Origin of the sequence: Methylicorpusculum sp. (assembly GCF_030651835.1) — a bacterium.
GTDB lineage: Bacteria > Pseudomonadota > Gammaproteobacteria > Methylococcales > Methylomonadaceae > Methylicorpusculum.
In genome coordinates this window covers 1-20,957 of the sequence record NZ_JAUSBX010000090.1, presented here as the reverse complement: position 1 = coordinate 20,957, position 20,957 = coordinate 1, and the positions used below count along the sequence as shown (strand labels likewise).

The window sequence follows — 20,957 nt, the reverse complement described above, 5'->3', positions numbered from 1 at the left end:
TTCAGGTAAACAAAAAATAGTTGAGCATTGATGGTCTGGATATTTTCAGATTTACGCTTTGACGCGGGTAATCTTCAAAACGATCATGAGTTTTCTTAAGCGGCGCATGATGTTGGCCAGATGTACTCTGTCCCTGACCGTCAAGGTAATTAAATCGACCGATACCCGGTCATCCTGATCAACGACAGTCACATTTTCTATGTTGGAATCCATTTCGGAGATGGTTGCCGCAACGTTTGCCAGTGTGCCTCTTTGATTTAACAGTTCCAGACGGATTTCTGCTGGAAATTCGCCGGTGGTTTCTTTGCTCCATTCCACATCCAGCCAGCTGGTTTGTTTTTTGCGGATATCGTTACTGTTTCGACATTCATGGTGATGAACAACGATGCCCCTTCCCGGATTAAAAAAACCGACGATCGAGTCGCCCGGGATCGGTCTGCAACACTTGGCAAGGGTAACGACCATACCTTCGGTTCCTTTAATGATCAGCGGTGTATCAACGCCTTTTTCGTTATCTTCCAGTTTGATGGCCGCATAAATATCATCCTGGCTGAGACGCTTAGCGACTAGAAAAGGCATTTTATTACCCAGTCCGATGTCTTCCAGCAAGGCATCCAATGAAGGGGAGGCGAGTACGTCCAATAACGTGAAAATGCGTTCTTGAGAAATGGTTTCCAATTGCAGATTCATGCCCTGCAATTCTTTTTCGAGCAATCGGCGGCCCAGACTGATGGCTTCCTGCTGTTTAAAGTGTTTAAGATACGCGCGAATACTGCTGCGTGCCTTGGCGGTAACGACATAATTTAGCCACAATGGATTGGGTCTGGCCCAGCTTGCCGTGATCACTTCGACTGTAACGCCGTTTTCCAGTTGAGTTTGCAGCGGAACCAATTGTTTATCGATACGTGCAGATACGCATGAGTTACCAATATCGGTATGAACAGCATAGGCAAAGTCAACAATGGTAGCGCCCCGGGGCAGTTTAATGATGCCGCCTTGCGGGGTAAAAACAAAGACTTCTTGCGGGTATAAATCTATCTTGAGATTATCGATGAACTCCATTGAGTCGCCTGCGGATTTATGAATCTCCAGAAGTTCTCTGAGCCATTCATTAGCCCGCATCTGTGCGTGTTCGGTCTTTTCGTTATCGGTCTTGTAGAGCCAGTGCGCCGCTATGCCTGACTCGGACATTCGGTGCATTTCCTGCGTTCTGATTTGAATTTCGATGGGAACTCCGTAAGGACCTATTAATATGGTATGAAGTGATTGGTAGCCGTTGGCTTTGGACAGGGCGATATAGTCTTTAAATCTGCCGGGCACCGGTTTGTAAAGATTATGGACAACGCCTAATGCTCGGTAGCAGGTGTCGACCTGATCCGACAGAATTCTGAAAGCGTAAACGTCGAAGACATCGTTAAACGAAATCTTTTTGGTCAGCATCTTTTGATAAATGCTGTACAGGTTTTTTTCCCTGCCGACGACTTCGCAGGCCAGGCCGGCTTGCTGCAGCCGGTTTTTAATCGAATTTTCTATCGTCTCTACAATTTCCCGGCGATTACCGCGGGCTTTTCTGACCGCATTTTTAAGTATCAGCTGCCGTCCCGGATAGAGCGCTTTAAATCCCAGCGATTCAAGCTGGTGTTTGATTTGATTCATGCCCAAGCGGTTCGCGAGGGGCGCATAGATGTCCAGTGTTTCGCGGGCTATACGGCGCTTTTTTTCAGGCGGCATTACACCAAGTGTTTGCATGTTGTGCAAACGATCCGCCAGTTTGACCATGATGACTCTGAGGTCTTTGGTCATCGCCAGAAACATTTTCCTGACATTTTCGGCTTGTGCTTCTGCTCTTGAATGGCTGTCAATCTTGCTTAATTTGGTGACGCCATCAACCAGTTCAGCCACTTCAGTGCTGAACAAATGGGCCAGATCTTTTTTCGTCACTGACGTATCTTCCAATACGTCATGTAACAGCGCGGCCATTATACCTTTGGCGTCCATGCGCATTTCGGCCAGGTAAATCGCCACTGATACCGGATGACAAATATAAGCTTCGCCACTTTTACGGAATTGTCCGGTATGGGCTTCCGCTCCGAAATGATAAGCCCGAACGATATCATCGATTTGGGCCTGATCCATGTAGCTTTCCAAAATTGAGCACAAACGCCGCAGCAGTTTATCCTGCGGACGTTCTAGTTCAATGGGATTGGCTACTTCCAGCATGATAGGCTCTTAAAATTGGTTGTAATTATCGGAGCTGTCTTCTGCGCGGTGAAGCTGATTGATATTGCTATCGGAAACATGCCCTGCAGCGATTTCTCTGAGTGCGAGAACGGTGTCTTTGTCCTTGCCGCGAGGAATGAATTCTTCAGCTCCCCAGCTAAGCTGGCGCGCACGCTTACTGGCGAGAAGAACTAACTTGAAACGGTTTTCTACATGTTTTAAACAATCTTCTACGGTAACTCTAGCCATTTAATAACCTTTAACTGGTTTGATCGATGCGTGAAGCAATCGGGATGTGTGAATATAAATCCTGAAATCAATTTGGTTGACAGGATATTTTCATTATATAAGAGAGAACTGAATAGGCAAAACTCTTACCTTAGGATGAGAATATTCAGTCAAGTCAAATTGTTAGAAGACAGGTAATAAAAGTATTTTCTATTTTCGTATCTGCTCACCCCCTCCAATTTTAGTGGGTGTAGGTGGTTGATTGAAAAGGCTTCTGCAACAGGGACGTATTGATGCGTCCTTTGAAATCAAGCGCCTACACCCTTAAATCAGAGCGGGCGAGTAGTTACGTATTTTCATAATGAGCAATCCGTTCGACAGGGACGTGCTTTAGATATTCGCTCATTGTATTTACCTGCTGTTAGTGCAGTATATCGCCAGACCGGGAAAAGTGCTCAATAATCCTGAAATGGGCAGTTCGGGAAAGTCGCATAGCGATAGTTTGCGTTACTCTCGCATCAGGCATCTTGCTGGATTAAAGGTGTAAGGGAAATCAAGGTATTTTTGTCCAGAGAGCTGGATTGCAGAAACGACCCTGGCTTTCGATGCCAGGATCGTTAAGGGTGCAGGGTGGTTAAGCGCGTTGTGCCAATATCGCAACGGCCGGAAGTTCTTTACCTTCAAGAAATTCAAGGAAAGCGCCGCCGCCGGTAGAGCAATACGATACTTGAGACTCAATGCCGTACTTGTCTATGGCGGCTAATGTATCGCCGCCGCCCGCAATGGAAAAGGCACTGCTTTCGGCAATGGCTTTAGCCATTTCCTGAGTTCCGTTGCCGAACTGATCAAATTCGAAAACGCCTACAGGGCCGTTCCAAACGATAGACCCCGCGGTTTTCAGAATTTTCGCATAGATAGCTGCAGTTTCAGGTCCAATATCCATAATCAAATCATCGGCTTCAACATCAGCGACTTTCTTGACAGTGGCTTCTGCAGATTCTGAAAACTCTTTGGCACAAACTACGTCAACCGGCACAGGAATTTCGCCGCCGTTCTTTTTGGCTTCCGCCATCAGGCGTTTGGCTTCCTCGACCAGATCAGCTTCATACAATGATTTACCTACCGGGTAGCCTGCTGCCGCGATAAATGTGTTGGCAATGCCGCCGCCGACGATGAGTTGGTCAACTTTGCTGGATAATGATTCAAGCACGGTGAGTTTGGTGGAGACTTTGGAACCGCCAACGATGGCAACCAAAGGTCTGACCGGATTTTCCAGGGCTTTGCCCAGTGCGTCCAGTTCGCTGGCGAGCAGGGGGCCGGCGCAAGCCACTTTAGCGTGTTGAGCGACGCTGTGGGTCGATGCTTGAGCGCGATGCGCCGTACCGAAAGCGTCCATGACAAAAATATCGCAAAGCGCGGCCATTTTTTTACCCAGTTCTTCGTTGTTTTTGCCTTCGCCTTTGTTGAATCTGACGTTTTCACACAAAACAACTTCACCTGGTTCAATGCTGATGCCGTCGATCCAGTCTTTTTCCAGACGAACAGGTTTGCCTAATAATCCGGCAATATGTTCTGCAACCGGTTTCATTGAGGCTTCTTCGCTGTAAACGCCTTCTTCAGGGCGGCCCAGGTGAGACATCAAAATGACCGCTGCACCCGCTTCCAAGGCGAGCTGGATGGTGGGCAAACTGGCTTGAATACGAATATCGCTGGTCACTTTGCCATTTTTGACTGGGACGTTCAGGTCTTCGCGTATCAGTACGCGTTTTCCGGCTAAATCCAGATCGACCATTTTCTTTATCGACATATAAATGCTCCCGTAGAGTGTGTGAGTGGTTGATTGATCGTAATTAATTCTGTGGAAATTATACTGGATTCTCCGTATTAACCTAACCCAGCGCACCTTTTCCCAGTTTGATGATCAAGAAGGGGGGTCGTAAGCTTTGCGGGGATGTCGGCAGCAGGTAGGAGAGGTCGTTCTTAATAAATAGGCGGTGACCAATCCCTGAAACGGCACAAAATTATTCCTATAATTTAAGCTCGGCGCTTGCAAGGTTTTAAATTAGTAACCCTGTTGTAAGTATGGCTGCGAATGTTGGCTTGGCTTATCGCCAACCCAACCTGCGACACAATCCAATCAACAGTTTTTAAGCCAATAATAGCGCCGCACTCACCATCGCCGCGCTGATAATAATCGCCGTCATCAGCCCATTATGATTTTTTTCGATTTGTTTGCGTAGCTCGTGCATTTCATAATTTTGACGGGTCATTTGTTCGTGAGCATGGGACGCATCGTCCAGTGCTTTAAAAACCAGCATCGGAATTTCGGGGAATTTTTCGGCCAGTTCGGGAAACTGTTGCAGCACTTTTTTAATTTTGGCTTGCGGACCCAAGCGTTCATGAAACCATTTTTCCAAAAAAGGTTTTGCGGTTTGCCATAAGTCCAGTTCAGGATAAAGCTGCCTTCCCAGGCCTTCAATATTAAGTAGGGTTTTCTGTAACAGCACCAACTGAGGCTGAACGTGCATATCAAAGCGGCGTGCAGTCTGGAATAGACGTAGCAGTAAGTGACCAAAGGAAATATCTTTTAAGGGTTTTTCAAAAATGGGTTCACACACACTGCGAATTGCCGATTCAAATTCTTCAACACGCGTCGAACCCGGTACCCAGCCCGATTCAACATGCATTTGCGCGACTCTGTGGTAGTCGCGGTTGAAAAATGCCAAAAAGTTTTCAGCCAGATAGCGTTGGTCGGATGGCGATAATGTGCCGACAATACCGAAATCCACAGCCAGATATTTAGCGGGTAATTCGACAAAAATATTGCCCGGATGCATGTCCGCGTGAAAAAAGTTATCTCTGAAGACTTGGGTGAAGAAAATTTCTACGCCGCGCTCGGCCAGTAATTTGAAATCCGCATTGCCGGCCCGTAACTGGTCGATATCGCCAACAGGGATGCCGTGTATGCGTTCCATGACCATGACTTTCTGTCGGGTCAGAGGCCAGTAAACTTCCGGCACATAAATGAGCTCGGAGTTTTCGAAATTCCTGCGCAGCTTAGCGGCATTGGCGGCTTCTCTGACCAGATCGAGTTCATCCAGCGTGGTTTTTTCAAATTCGGCAACGACTTCCAAAGGTCTCAAGCGTCTGGCGTCTTTCCAGAACCGTTCAGCAAATCGGGCCAGTTCTGATAATAAACCTACATCCGACAGAATACGTTTTTCGATATCGGGTCTCAGTACTTTAACGATGACTTTTCTGCCATCGGGCAATACAGCGGTATGGACTTGTGCGACTGATGCGGAAGCCAATGGTTTATCGTCAAACTCGGCAAAGGTTTCGCTAATTGTGGCGCCCAGCTCTTGTTCTATGATGGTCCGGGCAACGGCACTGGAAAAAGGCGGGACCCGGTCCTGTAGTTTGACCAGTTCATCGGCTATGTCATCCGGCAATAAATCCTTGCGGGTGGACAGCGCCTGACCAAATTTAACATAAATGGGGCCCAATTCTTCCAGGGTTTTTCGAATTCTGACGCCTCGCGGTTCATTGTGTCGTCCCATCCAGTAAGCGGGCGATAAATAAACCAAATAACGAATCGGACGAAACAAATGGGTTTTAAGAACAATTTCATCCAGACCGTGGTACACAAGTACCCAGTTGATGTGTATTAAACGCAGCAGAATTTTGGGGCGAATCACGTTTTACCTTTATTTTTATAAAGGCCCAGTGAGCAAATGGAGGCGGGCAACCTGGGCTTTAGTGTGGAGTTAGTCGAGCTGGCTAAGTTACAAACGCGGCATTAACCGGCTTGTTTTTGTTTTTCTTCTAGAAATTTTATTTTGTTTAACAGCTGATCATAATCGCCAGTTAGCGACTCTACGCGGCGAAAGAAAACATCGGTTTCCGGTTTAGACGGCAAATCGCGTGTTTCTTCCTGCAGAAACTCCCGGATATTCATTTTAAACGTTGCTAGGGTGTCCTCATGCCACCGGTAACCTGTCTGCATAAAACTGCTGACATTATGAGCAACGTTTTCACCGGCAATGTGAGAGAGCGGTGTTTGTAGATTGATGTTCAGTTTATCGAATAGTTCCTTGAAGCGGCGGCCGGTTTCAATGTCGCCGCTAATATTGATTTGGTTGGCATATAAGCTTCTTAATGGGGCAAACTTAAACCCCAACAATCCCATCGCGATACCTGATCCGGTCAGTGTTGCATCCGGTTCACCTGCAAAATCGTCCATCCATTGAACCATTGATGGTCCTGGACAGGCATAAACGGATGCATTGAAAGGGGTTATGACCAACTTGATCACTTTTCCTGACAAAGGTGACAACAGCGAGCTGATATCAGGATCCAGCGTCAAATAACGGTTCAGTGCAGCTTCAAAAGCCCCGATCAGTAAAGGTTTTAACATCATCATCTTCGTATCGATAATCATAATGGGCTTTGATTAGGCTCAATCCTATAGGGTAAAGACGCCTAAATGCTGAGCGCTCTCTTTATCCTGATTAACATGTGAGAGTAACCGGTCCCGCGAGCCGGGTTTAAAGTTTGTAGCCCCGGTGCACAGCGACAATACCTTGGGTCATATTATAGTAATCGCAACGCTCCAAACCGGCGGCTTCCATCATACGCTTTAAGTCGTCCTGTTTAGGGTGCATGCGGATGGATTCGGCCAGATAGCGATAACTGTTCTCATCTTTAGCGACGATCGCGCCGATTTTCGGCAGCAGATTGAAGGAGTAAAAATCATAAACTTTTTCCGTGACTGGATCGATGGGATGAGAAAATTCAAGTACGATGACGCGTCCGCCCGGTTTTAAAACGCGATACATGGAACGTAACGCCGCATCCTTATCGGTAACATTGCGCAATCCAAAACCGATGCAGACACAATCAAAGGTGTTATCTTTAAACGGCAGGCATTCAGCATTGACCTGCGCATAATGAACATTGCCTATCAATCCATGATCAATCAGCCGGTTTCTTCCGGTTCTAAGCATCTCCGAGTTAATGTCGGCAAGGACTACGCTGCCTTGTTTGCCCACGCGTTTTTCAAACAAACGGGTAAGGTCGCCGGTGCCTCCTGCCAGATCAAGCACGGATTCGCCGCTGCGAACATTGCTGAGTTGCACCGCAACACGCTTCCAGATGCGATGGATGCCCAGCGACATCAAATCGTTCATTAAATCGTAACTGTTCGCAACCGAGTCAAATACGTCGCGCACAAGAGCCACTTTTTCTTCTTTCGGTACTTGTTTGAAGCCAAAATGGGTGGTGTTTTCGTTTGTCATGTTATTTTCCGTTTAACGGGCAGACCTCTGACGAGCTGCCCATTTGTTCGATTGATGGAAGAGAGCTATTTCTCTAACGGACTGTTCGGAATGATTGCCCATCAGATTTTCCATTTTTATTGTTATCCGGTTCAATTTTGGCTGGAGCGTTGATAGCCTGCGGCTTTTAGTTTTTCAAGATACGCCGGCCACAGAACTGGCTGTTCATTACCCAATTGGTAGAGTAAAGACCAGGAGTAAATGCCGCTGTTATGGCCATCGCTAAAGTGTGGCGCAACGGCATAATTGCCTATCGGTTTCAATTCCGTAATCGTGACATTCTCTTTGCCGGTTTGCAGAATTTCCTGTCCGGGGCCGTGTCCAATAGCTTCGGCCGAGGGTGTGAATACCCGCAGGTATTCGTAGGGCAGATTGAAAGTCTGCCCGTCATCGAAACTGATCTCAAGTATTTTGGAAACCTGATGCAACTTGATTTCGGTCGGATTGGTACTGATTGATGGTGTATTTAATCGCATGGTTTTAGAGAATATAACGGCTTAAATCTTCATCTTGTGCCAACTCATTCAGATTGGCATCGACGTAACTGGCATCAATAATAACCGTTTGCTCATTCAAATCCGGAGCATTGAACGAGATGTCCTCCAGCAGTCTTTCCAAAATGGTATGCAGGCGTCTGGCACCAATGTTTTCGGTGGTTTCGTTGACTTGCCAACCGAGTTCCGCAATACGCTTAATGCCATCTTGAGTAAACTGCAAGGTGACGCCTTCGGTAGTCAGTAATGCCTGATACTGCTCAGTTAATGAGGCGTCCGGTTCGGTGAGAATACGCACGAAGTCGTCAGCGCTCAGTGCGTCGAGTTCTACGCGGATAGGGAAACGGCCTTGTAACTCGGGGATCAAATCTGACGGTTTGGTTAAATGAAATGCACCAGAAGCTATAAACAGAATATGATCGGTTTTGATCATGCCGTATTTGGTTGAAACGGTGCTGCCTTCAACGAGGGGCAACAAGTCGCGTTGAACACCTTCACGGGAAACTTCGCCACCGCCTCCGCCCATTTCGGATCGTTTACAGATTTTGTCAATCTCGTCCAAGAATACAATGCCGTTTTGTTCCACGGCATCAACGGCACGCATCTTGATATCTTCTTCATTAACCAGCTTAACCGCTTCCTCTTCCTGCAAGACTTTCAGCGCATCTTTGACTTTCATCTTGCGCGTGCTTTTGCGGTTGCTGTTCAGGTTTTGAAACATGCCCTGCAATTGGCTGGTCATCTCTTCCATACCGGGAGGTGCCATTATTTCAACGCCTAAGGAAGTGGCGCGGACATCGACCTCAATTTCCTTGTCATCCAGATCACCTTCGCGCAATTTTTTACGCATTTTTTGGCGTGTCGAATTTTCAGTATCTGAAAAGCCGCCGAATTCAGCGCCGGGCAACAGGATATTCAGAACCTTCTCTTCAGCGGCATCGGCAGCCCGGGTCTGAACTTTCTCTACTTCCTCATTCCTCGCCAGTTTAACGGCGGTATCGATCAAATCCCGGATGATGGATTCGACATCACGTCCGACATAACCGACTTCGGTAAACTTGGTCGCTTCAATTTTGATGAACGGCGCATTCGCCAAGCGGGCTAAACGGCGGGCAATTTCTGTTTTACCAACACCTGTGGGGCCAATCATCAGAATGTTTTTTGGTGTAATTTCTTCACGCATGGAACCGGTCACCTGGCTGCGGCGCCAACGGTTGCGCAACGCAATCGCAACGGCACGTTTGGCATTGGCTTGCCCTATAATATGCTTGTCCAGTTCGTGAACGATTTCTTTGGGGGTCATTTGGCTCATTCGGATAACTCTTTGGGTTCTGCGTCCAACTCTTCAATACGCAAATTATGGTTGGTGTAAATACAGATATCGGCAGCGATGTTTAAAGACCGTTCGACGATTTCGCGAGCGCTGAGATCTGTGTTTTCCAGCAAAGCCCTGGCCGCTGATTGGGCAAATGGGCCGCCGGAACCGATGGCGATCAAATCGTGTTCAGGTTCAATCACATCACCTGTGCCCGAAATGATAAAAGTCGATTTGGAATCGGCAATCGCCAGCAAGGCTTCCAGTTTGCGTAACGCGCGGTCCGTCCGCCAGTCTTTGGCCATTTCCACGGCTGCCCGGGTCAGATTGCCGCGGTGTTTTTCCAGTTTGCCTTCAAAATGTTCAAACAATGTAAATGCATCTGCCGTGGCGCCTGCAAATCCGGCAATCACTTTGTCATGATATAAACGGCGGACCTTGCGGGCATTGCCTTTCATGACAGTGTTGCCTAGCGTCACCTGACCATCGCCACCGATGACTACTTTGTCGCCTCTGCGAACGGAGAGAATTGTCGTGCCTCTAAAACTCACGTTTATTTCCTTGGTTAATAATTATTGGTGTCAATTCTACCTGTTCTTGTTCCTTATGGGGAAATGAATCTGAATTGATTGAAGGGTTAATATAAGGGTAGGTTGCCTCAGTTTAAAGGTTTTGACGTGAGATGATTTAAATCAAACATTAAAATGTTCAAAATGCTTAATGCTCAGCTGGGTTTAATTGACGGGGAATCCACGCTGGATTATGAAAAAGTGATCTTCAGCACTTTTGCTGAACTACCGGGCGGTTTTTATCGCGTATCCATTCACTCCAGGATCCGGCATAAAGTTTTGAGCCTTTTAGACCGGCTATTTCCATAGCCAGCAAATTATGGCAGGCAGTAACACCTGAGCCGCACATATGCACGACTTGCTCAGGTTGGGTCCTGCCCAGGAGTTGTAAAAATTGTTCTCGTAATTTATCTGCCGTTTTAAACGATCCATCCGGATTCAGATTTAATTGAAAAGGCCGATTAATAGCGCCAGGCACATGACCTGCAACTGGATCTAAAGGTTCTTGAAGTCCCTTAAATCGTTCAAGAGTTCGTGCATCGATGACGCAACTTTTTTTTCCGGCCAGATCGTTTTGAACCTGTAATGCATTCACCCAGCGTGTGTCGTCCAGGTAAGGCCTGAACTCTTTAGTCGATATTATTGGCAAGGTGGTCGTGATGGGGTGCTGGTGTTTTTGCCAGAACGGGATGCCGCCGTCGAGAACTGCGACAGTGTCGTGCCCCAATGTCTTTAATAACCACCACATGCGTCCGGCAAAAGCCCCGCCTGCGTCATCGTACACTACGATTTGTGATTGATTATCAACGCCCCATTGACCGAGTTTTTTGCTCAACAATCCAAAATGAGGCAAGGGATGGCGACCGGTGAAATCGGTGATGGCTGATGATAAATCCTTATCTAAATGCGCATAGCGGGCATTGGGGAGGTGTCCTCGTCGATACGCACGGGCGCCGGCTTCAGTGTCAGCTAAGGAAAACCGGCAATCGAAAATGATCCAGTTCGGCAGGTTGATGGAAGTGGCTAATTGTTCAGGAGAAATGAGTGTTGTGTAGTTCATGACTTTATACCGTGAGTATTATTTTACCGATGTGTTGGCTGCTTTCCATCAGCTCATGGGCTTTATATGCTTTAGTGAGCGGAAAATGAGCGTGGATAACAGGGCGGATTTTACCCGTTTCCAGCAAAGACCAAACCTGTTGTTTCAGCTTGCTGGCTATTGCCGCTTTGAACGGAATATCTCGGGAGCGTAAAGTTGAGCCAGTCAATGTGAGCCGTTTGGCCATCAGATGCCACAAATTGAGTTCGACTTTGGCGCCATTTTGAATGGCGATTTGCACTAAACGGCCTTCTTCAGTTAAACATTTAAGATTTCGAGCAAAATAATCGCCGCCTATCATATCCAAAACGACATCGACACCTTGGTCGTCGGTCAGCAATAAAACATCCTCGACAAAATCCCGGGTGCGGTAATTGATGGCTGAATCGGCGCCGAGTTCGACGCAAAATGCGCATTTATCGTCGGATCCTGCCGTCACAATGATTTTGGCGCCGAAAGCATTGGCTAATTGAATCGCAGTGGTGCCGATGCCGCTGGTGCCGCCGTGAACCAGCAAAGTTTCACCAGAATTAAGCTGGGCTCTGTCAAACACATTACTCCAGACAGTAAAAAAAGTCTCCGGTAGCGCGGCGGCTTGAATCATGTTGAATCCCACCGGAATGGGTAAACATAATTCGGCCGGGGCAAGGCAGTATTCAGCGTAACCCCCGCCGGGCACTAAAGCACAAACTTCTGATCCTATGCCCGGTTGGTTAACTGCCGAACCTATTCGGACCACTGTGCCTGCAATTTCCAATCCGGGAATGTCAGAGGCACCGGGTGGCGGAGGATAGGCGCCTTGACGCTGCATAATGTCCGGCCGGTTGACTCCGGCGGCGGCCACTTTTATTAAAACTTCATTTGGGGCAGGCGTCGGCACCGGTCTGTTGACCGGCTTTAGGGCATCAAATGAGCCGAATTCACTTATGCCTATAGCGATCATGTTTTGTGGTATTGAAGCGAGCATTTACAATAGTGATTGGCATGGTTGGAGTGAGCGTGATTATAAGCGGCCCAACTATTTGACAACAGTAATAAGGTAACAAGCGAATGATTAAAGCGGGAATCGTGGGTGGGACCGGTTATACGGGTGTTGAGTTATTAAGGATTTTGGCCTTGCATCCTGCTGTGGATGTGGTTACTGTAACTTCGAGAGCCGATGCGGGTAAGCGAATTGATAGCGTATATCCGAGTTTAAGAGGACTTTGTGATGCCGAATTTTGTGAGCCTTCGGTTGATGCATTGGCTCAGTGTGAGGTGGTGTTTTTTGCGACTCCAAATGGCACGGCAATGTTGATGGCCGGTGACTTGCTGGCACTTGATATTAAAGTAATCGATCTATCAGCTGATTTTCGCATAAAAGAAATTGCAGAGTGGGAAAAATGGTATGGCATGACCCATACAGCCCCGGCTTTGGTTGAGGAAGCGGTTTATGGTTTGCCGGAAATTAATCGTGATGTGATCAAAAATGCCCGTTTGGTAGCTTGCCCGGGTTGTTACCCGACTTCGGTGCAATTGGGTTTTCTTCCGCTAATTGAAAACGGTTTAATCGATAACCGTCATCTGATTGCCGATGTTAAATCCGGTGTTAGCGGCGCGGGTCGAAAGGCGGAGCTGGCGACATTGATGAGTGAGACGGGCGAAAGTTTTAAAGCATATTCAGTTGCCGGGCATAGACATTTGCCTGAGATCATCCAGGGACTTTCGCTGGTGGCAGGGGAGACTGTTGGTTTAACCTTTGTGCCTCATTTAACGCCAATGATTCGCGGCATCCATGCAACCTTGTATGCCGGGTTTAGTGGGGATTTTGAGTCAGTTCAGGCACTTTATGAGCAACGTTATCAGGACGAAGTATTTGTCGATGTGTTGCCCGAAGGTTCGCATCCCGATACCCGAAATGTGCGCGGTAGTAACCGGTGCCAAATTGCTATCCATCAACCCCAGGGCGGTAATACAATTGTTGTGTTATCCGTGATTGATAATTTAGTTAAAGGCGCATCCGGGCAAGCCGTTCAGAATATGAATCTGATGTTCGGTATAGAAGAATGTGAAGGATTGCAGACGATTGCTTTGTATCCATAATTCTTGACTAAAACACTAGGTAAAGACATAATTTAATTTAATGCTAATCATTCAAGTAAATTCTTATGACCAATCCAATTATTTTTTCTGACAGTGCCGCAACAAAAGTCGGTGAGTTGATTGCTGAGGAAGGCAACGATAATCTTAAGCTTAGGGTTTATGTATCGGGTGGCGGCTGCTCTGGCTTTCAGTATGGATTTACCTTCGATGAGGAGGTTAACGAAGATGATACCCAGGTTGAAAATGGTGGTGTCACAGTCCTGATTGATTCCATGAGCATTCAGTACCTAAATGGTGCTGAAATCGACTATAAGGAAGATATTTCAGGTGCTCAATTTGTTATTCGTAACCCCAATGCCAAAACAACATGTGGTTGCGGTTCTTCCTTCTCCGCGTAAGAGAATGAATTTTAATAGGGCTTTTTTGAAAAAAGCCCTATTTATCCTTGGTAAATTGCCCCTAATACAACAGCTTTATTTGCGCCGGTAACGGATTTCAGATTTCCAGGTTGATGGTTCATTGTTTGGCGGGCAAGCCAAGCAAAAGCGGTTGCTTCAACATGATCCGGATGTAAATTAAAGTGCTCTGTAGATAGTACCTTGCAGCTGGATTTTTGCTTCAACAAGTCCATAAGAAACGCGTTGTGGACGCCTCCACCGCAAATTAGAATCAAATCTGTTTTATGCGCATAGCGATTGATTGCATCGGCAAGGCTTTGGGCGGTCAAATGGCATAAGCAGCATTGAATGTCGTTCGGATTGTAATCTGCTAAGCCTTTGACTTTTTTGTGTAGCCAGTCCAAAGAAAAATATTCCTTGCCGGTACTTTTGGGTGCTGGATGATTAAAATAATCATCGCTTAATAGCTGAGTCATTACATTCGTCAGTAATTGACCGGAACTCGCCCAATCGCCATTTGCATCGAAATCCAGATCTTTATGGTGTTTGATCCATTGGTCCATTAGGCCGTTGCCCGGGCCGGTATCGAAGCCTATCACTTTATCAATAGAGGTTCCTGGTAACACAGTGATATTGGCGATCCCGCCAATATTCACAACCACACGGTTTTCTTGGTGCTTTCCGAAAAAAGCATGATGAAATGCAGGTACTAATGGAGCGCCTTGTCCTTTAGCAGCGATATCTCTGCGTCGAAAATCGGCTACCGTGGTAATGCCGGTTGTTTCGGCGATGATATTGGGGTCGCCAATTTGTAGCGAAAATGCGGAATTCAGGTCGGGTGCGTGGTAAATAGTATGTCCGTGACTGCCGATGGCTTTTATTGTTTGTGATGGAATATTCGCTTTAGATAAGAGCTTTAAGACGGATTGAGCAAATTGCCGACCTAATTGGGTGTCAACTGTTCCATAGTCTTCCAGTCGGATGGGCTCTTGAGTCGAGGTAAGTCTGGCTAGTCGGGATTTAAACGCTGGTTCATAAGGGCAATAGTCAAAAGCTACAAACTTAGGCTTTAGCTCGCTAAAGTCGATAAGTGCGGCGTCAATGCCGTCCAGACTGGTTCCAGACATTAGGCCTATGTAAAATTCAGACATTAGCTTTATATATAGGTGAAAAGAGCGTGAAGCTTAAATGATTAAGCATCAATGTTATCAAATGACGGTATTTTTCAAAAGCGTTATAAAAAGGCAGCAATAATTCTCAATTTGAAGGGAAAAAAGGGCTGGGGGAAGCTTTTTGAGGATGTCTGCAGCAGGGATGGTGCTGTCAAGCCTCCATGGAAGGGTTTACGGCGTTCCTCGAAAGGCTTTTCCCAGCCCAAAATGACGCCGAAAAGATAAAACTGAGAATTGCTGATAAAAAGGGATTTTTGGAAAAATGAAGCTGAATAAATGATATTATTCGTCGCCTATTAATCGTGTAGATGGCGATTATTAATAACTTTAGAGGGGGTAAATTGCAAGATCAACTAAAAATCCTCAACAGAGGAGCGGATGAGGTGCTTGTTCAGGCGGAACTGCAAAAAAAACTGGAAGAGGCTAGGCCGTTAAGAATTAAGGCCGGATTTGATCCTACTGCTCCTGATCTCCATTTGGGGCATACCGTTTTAATAAACAAGCTCAAACAATTCCAGGATTTTGGGCATGAAGTACTTTTTTTGATAGGTGATTTCACCGGAATGATAGGTGATCCAACTGGAAAAAATGTAACGCGCAAGCCGTTGACCCGAGAAGAAGTATTGGAGAATGCAAAAACTTACCAGGAACAGGTTTTCAAGATTTTGGATCCTGCTAAAACCCAGGTTGTATTTAATTCAACGTGGATGAATGCCATGAGTCCGGCTGAATTAATCCAATTAGCGGCCAAGCATACCGTGGCAAGAATGCTGGAACGAGATGATTTCCATAAGCGTTATAAAGGCGGCCAGCCGATTGCTATCCATGAGTTTCTATATCCCTTGATTCAAGGATATGATTCTGTGGTTATGAGGGCTGATGTTGAGTTAGGGGGTACTGACCAAAAGTTTAATTTATTGATGGGGCGTCACTTACAGGAAACTTATGGGCAGAAGCCTCAGGTCGTCATCACGATGCCTATATTGGAGGGATTGGATGGCGTGCAAAAAATGTCCAAATCGCTCAATAACTATGTAGGGATTGCCGATTCGCCCGATGATATGTTTGGCAAACTCATGTCTATTTCGGATGAGCTGATGTGGCGATATTTCGAGCTCTTGAGTTTTCGGTCCGAAAATGAAATTGCGAGTTGGCGCAGTGCGTGTGATGCAGGCGCAAATCCCAGAGATTATAAAGTCAAACTGGCGCTTGAAATCATAGCGAGATTTCATGATGAATTAGCTGCGATTAAAGCAAAAGAGAATTTCGAAGCGAGGTTTCAGCGGGGGGCTATTCCGGATGAAATGGATGAATTAGAGTTTATTGCGCCTGACGAGGGTTATGCCATTGCAAATCTGCTCAAGGATGCTGGTCTAACCGATAGCACTTCTGAGTCTCTTCGAATGATTAAGCAGGGCGCGGTAAAGATAGATGGAGAACGAGTTTCCGACACCAAGATACCTGTTCCCGCAGGGAGTGAGCATGTTTATCAGGTAGGCAAAAGGAAGTTCGCGAGAATCAAGCTAACGAGACAAGATTAGCTCTCTTCAAACAACCCAAACAAAAGCTTGACAGAGTAAATAAACATTGTAGAATATGCAGCTCTTCAGCGGTCAGGACGACGGTGAGGGGTCAGGGAGGGAAGAAAAGCCAAACAAGGTGTTGACAACGAAAAACGAGTCTGTATAATAGTCAGGCTAAACAGGGCGAAAGTTCTGGCTCTTTAACAAGTCGATCAAAATAATTTGTGTGGGTGCTTGTGGCGCGATGTCTGGCAGTTAAAAAGATAATCGACACAAGTATTACACGTTAATTCAAGTAATGACGTTTAATTCTGAAGTCGAGCCAAGATTGGTCACTCATCTTACTGAGTGGCAAACCATATTAAACTGAAGAGTTTGATCATGGCTCAGATTGAACGCTGGCGGTATGCTTAACACATGCAAGTCGAACGGTAACAGGCCTTCGGGCGCTGACGAGTGGCGGACGGGTGAGTAACGCGTAGGAATCTGCCTGGTAGTGGGGGACAACGTGGGGAAACTCACGCTAATACCGCATACGCCCTACGGGGGAAAGCGGGGGCTCTTCGGACCTCGCGCTATCAGATGAGCCTGCGTTAGATTAGCTAGTTGGTGGGGTAAAGGCCTACCAAGGCGACGATCTATAGCTGGTCTGAGAGGACGATCAGCCACACTGGGACTGAGACACGGCCCAGACTCCTACGGGAGGCAGCAGTGGGGAATATTGGACAATGGGCGAAAGCCTGATCCAGCAATACCGCGTGTGTGAAGAAGGCCTGAGGGTTGTAAAGCACTTTCAATTGGGAGGAAAAAAGTAAGGCCAATACCCTTGCTCTTGACATTACCTTTAGAAGAAGCACCGGCTAACTCCGTGCCAGCAGCCGCGGTAATACGGAGGGTGCAAGCGTTAATCGGAATTACTGGGCGTAAAGCGTGCGTAGGCGGTTATTTAAGTCAGATGTGAAAGCCCTGGGCTTAACCTGGGAACTGCATTTGATACTGGGTAACTAGAGTTTAATAGAGGAGAGTGGAATTTCAGGTGTAGCGGTGAAATGCGTAGAGATCTGAAGGAACACCAGTGGCGAAGGCGGCTCTCTGGATTAAAACTGACGCTGAGGTACGAAAGCGTGGGTAGCAAACAGGATTAGATACCCTGGTAGTCCACGCCGTAAACGATGTCAACTAGCCGTTGGGTCTTTTAAAAGACTTAGTGGTGCAGCTAACGCATTAAGTTGACCGCCTGGGGAGTACGGCCGCAAGGTTAAAACTCAAAACAATTGACGGGGGACCGCACAAGCGGTGGAGCATGTGGTTTAATACGAAGCAACGCGAAGAACCTTACCTACCCTTGACATCCAGAGAATCTGTTAGAGATAGCGGAGTGCCTTCGGGAACTCTGAGACAGGTGCTGCATGGCTGTCGTCAGCTCGTGTCGTGAGATGTTGGGTTAAGTCCCGTAACGAGCGCAACCCTTATCCTTAGTTGCCAACAGGTCAAGCTGGGAACTCTAGGGAGACTGCCGGTGATAAACCGGAGGAAGGTGGGGACGACGTCAAGTCATCATGGCCCTTATGGGTAGGGCTACACACGTGCTACAATGGCCGGTACAGAGGGCCGCGAACTCGCGAGAGTAAGCAAATCCCAGAAAGCCGGTCCTAGTCCGGATTGCAGTCTGCAACTCGACTGCATGAAGTCGGAATCGCTAGTAATCGCGAATCAGAATGTCGCGGTGAATACGTTCCCGGGCCTTGTACACACCGCCCGTCACACCATGGGAGTGGGTTGCAAAAGAAGTAGGTAGTTTAACCTTCGGGAGGGCGCTTACCACTTTGTGATTCATGACTGGGGTGAAGTCGTAACAAGGTAGCCCTAGGGGAACCTGGGGCTGGATCACCTCCTTACAAAGACGCGCCGACCCGTGTCATGAGTATTCACAACAAATTATTTTGATCAAGCACGACACGAGCCTGGGCCTGTAGCTCAGTTGGTTAGAGCGCACCCCTGATAAGGGTGAGGTCGGAGGTTCAAGTCCTCCCAGGCCCACCACCTTGCAAAGCGCCAAGGCCGGTAGACGGGCGAGGGAACCTACTTAATGGGGCCATAGCTCAGCTGGGAGAGCGCCTGCCTTGCACGCAGGAGGTCAGGAGTTCGATCCTCCTTGGCTCCACCAAGAAAGAAACAGGCTGTCGAAACACCTCAACTCTATAAGACTTTACCCTGCCCAGCCGCGAAGGCGACTGAGTGGTACGAGGTTTTATAGACTTGATAAGTAACAGCATCAAGGCTCTTTAACAATTTGGAAATCTGTACACTGTAAATTCAGAGCCAATATGCGTAAGCATAAAGGTAAAGAAGATACAATAACGAGTTCAAGAACACCAAAGCGCAAGCGAAGGTGAACTGAATGAGTTCTCAAGCAGAAAAAAAGCGAACATGTCAGCTGATCAAACCACAGCCGGCCTGGAGCGCAGTCGATCCCTGAAAAGGAAAATCAACTGAACGCCAGACTGATTGGGGTTATATGGTCAAGTGAATAAGCGCATACGGTGGATGCCTAGGCGATAAGAGGCGATGAAGGACGTTGTAGCATGCGATAAGCCGCGGGGAGTTTGCAAACAAACTTTGATCCGCGGATTTCCGAATGGGGAAACCCAGTCAGGATAACCTGACTATCCTGCACTGAATACATAGGTGTAGGAAGCAAACCCGGAGAACTGAAACATCTAAGTACCCGGAGGAAAAGAAATCAACCGAGATTCCCTTAGTAGTGGCGAGCGAACGGGGACCAGCCCTTAAGCAATTAAGGCATTAGTGGAACAGACTGGAAAGTCTGGCGATACAGGGTGATAGCCCCGTACACGAAAATGCCTCAGTTGTGAAAACGAGTAGGACGGGGCACGTGAAACCTTGTCTGAATATGGGGGGACCATCCTCCAAGGCTAAATACTCCTTATCGACCGATAGTGAACCAGTACCGTGAGGGAAAGGCGAAAAGAACCCCGGAGAGGGGAGTGAAATAGATCCTGAAACCGTATGCGTACAAGCAGTAGGAGCGGACTTGTTCCGTGACTGCGTACCTTTTGTATAATGGGTCAGCGACTTAATCTCAGTGGCAAGCTTAACCGAATAGGGGAGGCGTAGCGAAAGCGAGTCTGAACAGGGCGTTCAGTCGCTGGGATTAGACCCGAAACCGGGCGATCTATCCATGACCAGGCTGAAGGTGAGGTAATACTTACTGGAGGGCCGAACCGGGATCTGTTGAAAAAGATTCGGATGAGTTGTGGATCGGAGTGAAAGGCTAATCAAGCTCGGAGATAGCTGGTTCTCCTCGAAAGCTATTTAGGTAGCGCCTCGTGTATAACTGTTGGGGGTAGAGCACTGTTTCGGCTAGGGGGTCATCTCGACTTACCAACCCGATGCAAACTCCGAATACCAACAAGTTTCAGCACGGGAGACACACGGCGGGTGATAAGGTCCGTCGTGAAAAGGGAAACAGCCCAGACCGTCAGCTAAGGTCCCCAAATCTATGCTCAGTGGGAAACGATGTGAGAAGGCCCAGACAGCCAGGAGGTTGGCTTAGAAGCAGCCATCCTTTAAAGAAAGCGTAATAGCTCACTGGTCGAGTCGGCTCGCGCGGAAGATTTACCGGGGCTAAGCATAGTACCGAAGCTACGGGATTGCACGTAAGTGTAATCGGTAGAGGAGCGTTCTGTACGCCTGTGAAGGTCACTTGAGAAGGTGGCTGGAGGTATCAGAAGTGCGAATGCTGACATAAGTAACGATAATGGGGGTGAAAAACCCCCACGCCGAAAACCCAAGGTTTCCTGCGCAACGCTAATCGACGCAGGGTTAGTCGGTACCTAAGGCGAGGCCGAAAGGCGTAGTCGATGGCAAACAGGTTAATATTCCTGTACCGGTCGTAACTGCGATGGGGTGACGGAGAAGGCTAGGTTAGCTACCTGTTGGAATAGGTAGTTTAAGCGTGTAGGGAGTCAGACTAGGCAAATCCGGTTTGGCAATCCTGAGGCGTGATGACGAGTCTCTTTAGAGACGAAGTAACTGATGCCATGCTTCCAAGAAAAACCTCTAAGCTTCAGGTTACGAGTGGCCGTACCCTAAACCGACACAGGTGGGTGGGATGAGAATTCTAAGGCGCTTGAGAGAACTCGGGTGAAGGAACTAGGCAAAATGGTACCGTAACTTCGGGAGAAGGTACGCCTTGAGTAAGTGAAAGCCCTCGCGGTTGGAGCTGAAAGAGGTAGCATTAAACTGGTGGCTGCGACTGTTTAGCAAAAACATAGCACTCTGCAAACACGAAAGTGGACGTATAGGGTGTGACGCCTGCCCGGTGCCGGAAGGTTAATTGATGGGGTTATCTTCGGAGAAGCTCTTGATCGAAGCCCCGGTAAACGGCGGCCGTAACTATAACGGTCCTAAGGTAGCGAAATTCCTTGTCGGGTAAGTTCCGACCTGCACGAATGGCGTAACGATGGCCACACTGTCTCCACCCGAGACTCAGTGAAA

General features: G+C 47.5%; 15 protein-coding genes, 2 tRNA genes and 2 rRNA genes. 7 read left to right on the top strand and 12 right to left on the bottom strand.

Annotated features, from left to right (window positions below):
• Window positions 1-51: 51 nt before the first annotated feature.
• The 11 genes from spoT to Q7V32_RS11515 form a co-directional block, all read right to left on the bottom strand.
• Window positions 52-2,220 carry a bifunctional GTP diphosphokinase/guanosine-3',5'-bis pyrophosphate 3'-pyrophosphohydrolase gene (gene spoT, locus Q7V32_RS11565; protein WP_304897132.1) on the bottom strand — a complete coding sequence of 723 codons (2,169 nt, stop codon included), beginning with the start codon at window positions 2,218-2,220 and terminating at the stop codon, window positions 52-54.
• Between the two features lie 9 nt (window positions 2,221-2,229).
• Window positions 2,230-2,469: a DNA-directed RNA polymerase subunit omega gene (rpoZ, locus tag Q7V32_RS11560; RefSeq protein ID WP_304897131.1), complete on the bottom strand. Its 240-nt coding sequence runs from the start codon at window positions 2,467-2,469 to the stop codon at window positions 2,230-2,232.
• Between the two features lie 613 nt (window positions 2,470-3,082).
• A complete protein-coding gene (locus Q7V32_RS11555) occupies window positions 3,083-4,255 on the bottom strand; it encodes a phosphoglycerate kinase (RefSeq protein ID WP_304897130.1) in 1,173 nt (390 codons plus the stop codon).
• A gap of 340 nt (window positions 4,256-4,595) precedes the next feature.
• On the bottom strand, window positions 4,596-6,146 hold the full coding sequence (gene ubiB / locus Q7V32_RS11550) for a ubiquinone biosynthesis regulatory protein kinase UbiB (protein WP_304897129.1): 1,551 nt from the start codon (window positions 6,144-6,146) through the stop codon (window positions 4,596-4,598).
• 101 nt (window positions 6,147-6,247) lie between these two features.
• On the bottom strand, window positions 6,248-6,871 hold the full coding sequence (locus Q7V32_RS11545; protein WP_304897128.1) for an SCP2 domain-containing protein: 624 nt from the start codon (window positions 6,869-6,871) through the stop codon (window positions 6,248-6,250).
• Between the two features lie 124 nt (window positions 6,872-6,995).
• A complete protein-coding gene (gene ubiE / locus Q7V32_RS11540) occupies window positions 6,996-7,745 on the bottom strand; it encodes a bifunctional demethylmenaquinone methyltransferase/2-methoxy-6-polyprenyl-1,4-benzoquinol methylase UbiE (protein ID WP_304897127.1) in 750 nt (249 codons plus the stop codon).
• A gap of 131 nt (window positions 7,746-7,876) precedes the next feature.
• Window positions 7,877-8,260, bottom strand: a complete 384-nt coding sequence (locus Q7V32_RS11535) for a DUF971 domain-containing protein (protein ID WP_304897126.1) — start codon at window positions 8,258-8,260, stop codon at window positions 7,877-7,879.
• Window positions 8,261-8,264: 4 nt separating this feature from the next.
• Entirely contained in the window at window positions 8,265-9,590 is a 1,326-nt protein-coding gene (gene hslU, locus Q7V32_RS11530; protein WP_304897125.1) for an ATP-dependent protease ATPase subunit HslU, read from the bottom strand.
• Window positions 9,587-10,144 (bottom strand): ATP-dependent protease subunit HslV, encoded by a 558-nt coding sequence (gene hslV / locus Q7V32_RS11525; protein ID WP_159654781.1) that lies wholly within the window; start codon window positions 10,142-10,144, stop codon window positions 9,587-9,589. Before hslV ends, hslU begins: the two co-directional genes overlap by 4 nt.
• Before the next feature lie 226 nt (window positions 10,145-10,370).
• Entirely contained in the window at window positions 10,371-11,222 is an 852-nt protein-coding gene (locus tag Q7V32_RS11520) for a sulfurtransferase (protein ID WP_304897124.1), read from the bottom strand.
• Between the two features lie 4 nt (window positions 11,223-11,226).
• On the bottom strand, window positions 11,227-12,204 hold the full coding sequence (locus tag Q7V32_RS11515) for an NAD(P)H-quinone oxidoreductase (RefSeq protein ID WP_304897123.1): 978 nt from the start codon (window positions 12,202-12,204) through the stop codon (window positions 11,227-11,229).
• A gap of 107 nt (window positions 12,205-12,311) precedes the next feature.
• Here Q7V32_RS11515 and argC point away from each other — a divergent pair, with 107 nt between their 5' ends.
• Window positions 12,312-13,343 (top strand): N-acetyl-gamma-glutamyl-phosphate reductase, encoded by a 1,032-nt coding sequence (gene argC, locus Q7V32_RS11510; protein ID WP_304897122.1) that lies wholly within the window; start codon window positions 12,312-12,314, stop codon window positions 13,341-13,343.
• A gap of 65 nt (window positions 13,344-13,408) precedes the next feature.
• A complete protein-coding gene (gene erpA / locus Q7V32_RS11505) occupies window positions 13,409-13,741 on the top strand; it encodes an iron-sulfur cluster insertion protein ErpA (RefSeq protein WP_159654773.1) in 333 nt (110 codons plus the stop codon).
• 41 nt (window positions 13,742-13,782) lie between these two features.
• Here erpA and Q7V32_RS11500 read toward each other — a convergent pair whose 3' ends face one another.
• Window positions 13,783-14,892 (bottom strand): anhydro-N-acetylmuramic acid kinase, encoded by a 1,110-nt coding sequence (locus Q7V32_RS11500; RefSeq protein WP_304897121.1) that lies wholly within the window; start codon window positions 14,890-14,892, stop codon window positions 13,783-13,785.
• A 362-nt stretch (window positions 14,893-15,254) separates the two neighbouring features.
• On the opposite strand from Q7V32_RS11500, the gene tyrS reads away from it, so the two are divergent.
• From tyrS to Q7V32_RS11475, 5 genes are all read left to right on the top strand, one after another.
• A complete protein-coding gene (gene tyrS / locus Q7V32_RS11495) occupies window positions 15,255-16,454 on the top strand; it encodes a tyrosine--tRNA ligase (RefSeq protein ID WP_304897120.1) in 1,200 nt (399 codons plus the stop codon).
• Between the two features lie 345 nt (window positions 16,455-16,799).
• Window positions 16,800-18,334 (top strand): 16S ribosomal RNA (locus Q7V32_RS11490).
• A gap of 68 nt (window positions 18,335-18,402) precedes the next feature.
• Window positions 18,403-18,479, top strand: a tRNA-Ile gene (locus Q7V32_RS11485).
• Between the two features lie 48 nt (window positions 18,480-18,527).
• A tRNA-Ala gene (locus Q7V32_RS11480) sits at window positions 18,528-18,603 on the top strand.
• Between the two features lie 353 nt (window positions 18,604-18,956).
• Window positions 18,957-20,957 (top strand): 23S ribosomal RNA (locus Q7V32_RS11475); the annotation flags it as partial.

What these genes read in the sequence shown, in the direction of transcription:
- spoT (WP_304897132.1), bottom strand. Translation starts at nt 2,220, where the DNA reads ATGCTGGAAGTAGCCAATCCCATTGAACTAGAACGTCCGCAGGATAAA.
- rpoZ (WP_304897131.1), bottom strand. Translation starts at nt 2,469, where the DNA reads ATGGCTAGAGTTACCGTAGAAGATTGTTTAAAACATGTAGAAAACCGT.
- Q7V32_RS11555 (WP_304897130.1), bottom strand. Translation starts at nt 4,255, where the DNA reads ATGTCGATAAAGAAAATGGTCGATCTGGATTTAGCCGGAAAACGCGTA.
- Q7V32_RS11545 (WP_304897128.1), bottom strand. Translation starts at nt 6,871, where the DNA reads ATGATGATGTTAAAACCTTTACTGATCGGGGCTTTTGAAGCTGCACTG.
- ubiE (WP_304897127.1), bottom strand. Translation starts at nt 7,745, where the DNA reads ATGACAAACGAAAACACCACCCATTTTGGCTTCAAACAAGTACCGAAA.
- Q7V32_RS11535 (WP_304897126.1), bottom strand. Translation starts at nt 8,260, where the DNA reads ATGCGATTAAATACACCATCAATCAGTACCAATCCGACCGAAATCAAG.
- hslU (WP_304897125.1), bottom strand. Translation starts at nt 9,590, where the DNA reads ATGAGCCAAATGACCCCCAAAGAAATCGTTCACGAACTGGACAAGCAT.
- Q7V32_RS11520 (WP_304897124.1), bottom strand. Translation starts at nt 11,222, where the DNA reads ATGAACTACACAACACTCATTTCTCCTGAACAATTAGCCACTTCCATC.
- Q7V32_RS11515 (WP_304897123.1), bottom strand. Translation starts at nt 12,204, where the DNA reads ATGATCGCTATAGGCATAAGTGAATTCGGCTCATTTGATGCCCTAAAG.
- argC (WP_304897122.1), top strand. Translation starts at nt 12,312, where the DNA reads ATGATTAAAGCGGGAATCGTGGGTGGGACCGGTTATACGGGTGTTGAG.
- erpA (WP_159654773.1), top strand. Translation starts at nt 13,409, where the DNA reads ATGACCAATCCAATTATTTTTTCTGACAGTGCCGCAACAAAAGTCGGT.
- Q7V32_RS11500 (WP_304897121.1), bottom strand. Translation starts at nt 14,892, where the DNA reads ATGTCTGAATTTTACATAGGCCTAATGTCTGGAACCAGTCTGGACGGC.